The 1961-nt window shown below is 59.8% G+C and carries 1 protein-coding gene; it reads right to left on the reverse strand.

Annotated elements, in window-relative coordinates; genetic code table 11:
* On the reverse strand, nt 1-1767 hold a 1767-nt coding region (locus ACR0CE_RS20470), incomplete at its 3' end, for an ABC transporter ATP-binding protein (protein WP_480833607.1).
* Nucleotides 1768-1961 lie beyond the last annotated feature (194 nt).

A 1961-nucleotide genomic window follows, 5' to 3' on the forward strand; every position in this document is an offset into this window, starting at 1 on the left:
TTTGTGTTTGTGTTTATTGAACTGTTGGTCGAAGAGGTTTTTGAAGGGTCCGTTTTTCTGCATGAGTTGGTCGAGGTTTCCCTGTTCGGCGATAGCGCCGTCCTGGATGACGATGATCTTGTCTGCCTCCAGCACGGTTGACAGGCGGTGGGCGATGACGATGACGGTGACATCCTGTGTCAGGGCGTCCAGCGCCTCTTTGACCAGCGATTCCGATTCCGCGTCCAGCGCGCTTGTGGCCTCGTCCAGCAGCAGGATTTCGGCCTTGCGCAGAATGGCGCGGGCAATCGCGATGCGCTGTTTCTGACCGCCCGACAGAAAGGTTCCGTTTTCGCCCACCGGGGTCTCATAGCCGTGCGGCAGGTCAGTGATGAACTGATGCGCATGTGCGGCCCGGGCTGCCGCGATCACCTCTTCATCGCTCGCCTCGGGTGCCGAGCAGCGCAGGTTGTCCATCACCGAGGCCGAGAACAGGAACGTGTCCTGACCGACATACGAGATTTTCCGCCGCAGCGAGGCAAAGCTGACATCCCTCAGGTCCTGGCCATCGATCTCGACGCTGCCCTGATCGGGGTCGTAAAACCGCATGATCAGGCCAAACAACGTGGATTTGCCACCACCGGACTGGCCGACAAGGGCCGTGGTTTTCCCGGCCTCGAAAGTGGCGCTCATGTTGTCGATCACCGGCACCGTGCCCTGATAGCCAAAGGTCACATTGCGCAGCGTGATCTGTCCGGGGCCGTCACTCAGGTCACGGGCCCGGGGGCTTTCCACCATCGTGTCCTCCTGATCCAGCAGGCTGAACAACAGGCCGACACCGACCATGCAGGTTTCAATCTGGACCCGCATCCTGGACAGGCGCTTGGCGGGTTCATAGGCCATCAGCAAAGCGGTGATGAAGGACATCAACTGACCCGCGGTCGGCTGTTCGGTGCCCGCGATGCCCATCGTGCTGACAATGAGAACCCCGGCAACCGCCAGACCGGCCAGAAACTCCATCAGCGGGCTGGCAATGGCCTGCAGCCGGGCGATGTCGTTCGAGCGCTGTTCGACCTTCCGGATCGCGGTCTCCATTCGGTCGATCATGCGATCTTCAAGCGCAAACACCTTGATCACCTTGATCCCCGCCGAGGTCTCCTGCAGCACCCGGATGATCTCGGCCAGCGATTTGAACTCGGCCTGCATGATCGAGCGGACGCTTTTCAGCAGATACCGCACCCCCAGCAGGGCAACCGGGCCCACCACAAAGAACATCACCGACAGGACCGGCTGCTGATACACCATGACCACAATCAGGCCGACCAGGGTCAGGGCATCGCGGACAAACCCGGTGACCAGAACATCGATCAGGCCCCGGGCCGATTGCGCGCCATTGGTCGTGCGCATCAGCAGATCCGATGATTCATTGGTCGAAAAGAACGACACCCCGTGCCGGACCAGCTTGCGGTACAGCTTCTCCTGCTGCTGGGCCACAATCCGGTTGCCCGCGCGCGCCAGAAAGACGGCCTGAATATACGAGGCCACCGCCTTGGTCAGGAACAGAAGCACAACCCCCAGCGCAATGACATGCGCCCATCCCCGCAATTCCGGGCTGGTCATGGCATCAACGATATATTCCATCATGTAAGCCGAGCCGGCGGTGGTGACCGCCACCGCGATCATCGCCAGGATCGCAACGCCGTAAAGCCCGCCCTGCGCATAAAAGCTCTCACCGACAAGCCGGCCCATATAGCCCGATCGCCACTTGTTCCAGGCGCGCTTCATCATTGCGTTCTCCAAATCCGTGAAACGGTGCGCACGCCCAGATACCCCATATCCCGCCGCGCCTAAAGGGCTGATGCTATCCTGCGGCAGACCAACCCATCCCAACATCCAAACACGCTAAATAAGACCTCACCACCAAACCCGCAACCAAAACCAAAAAACTCAATCAAGCCAATACCGCAATTGAACGGCTAATG

The sequence above is a fragment of the Ruegeria sp. L11 genome (assembly GCF_056531755.1).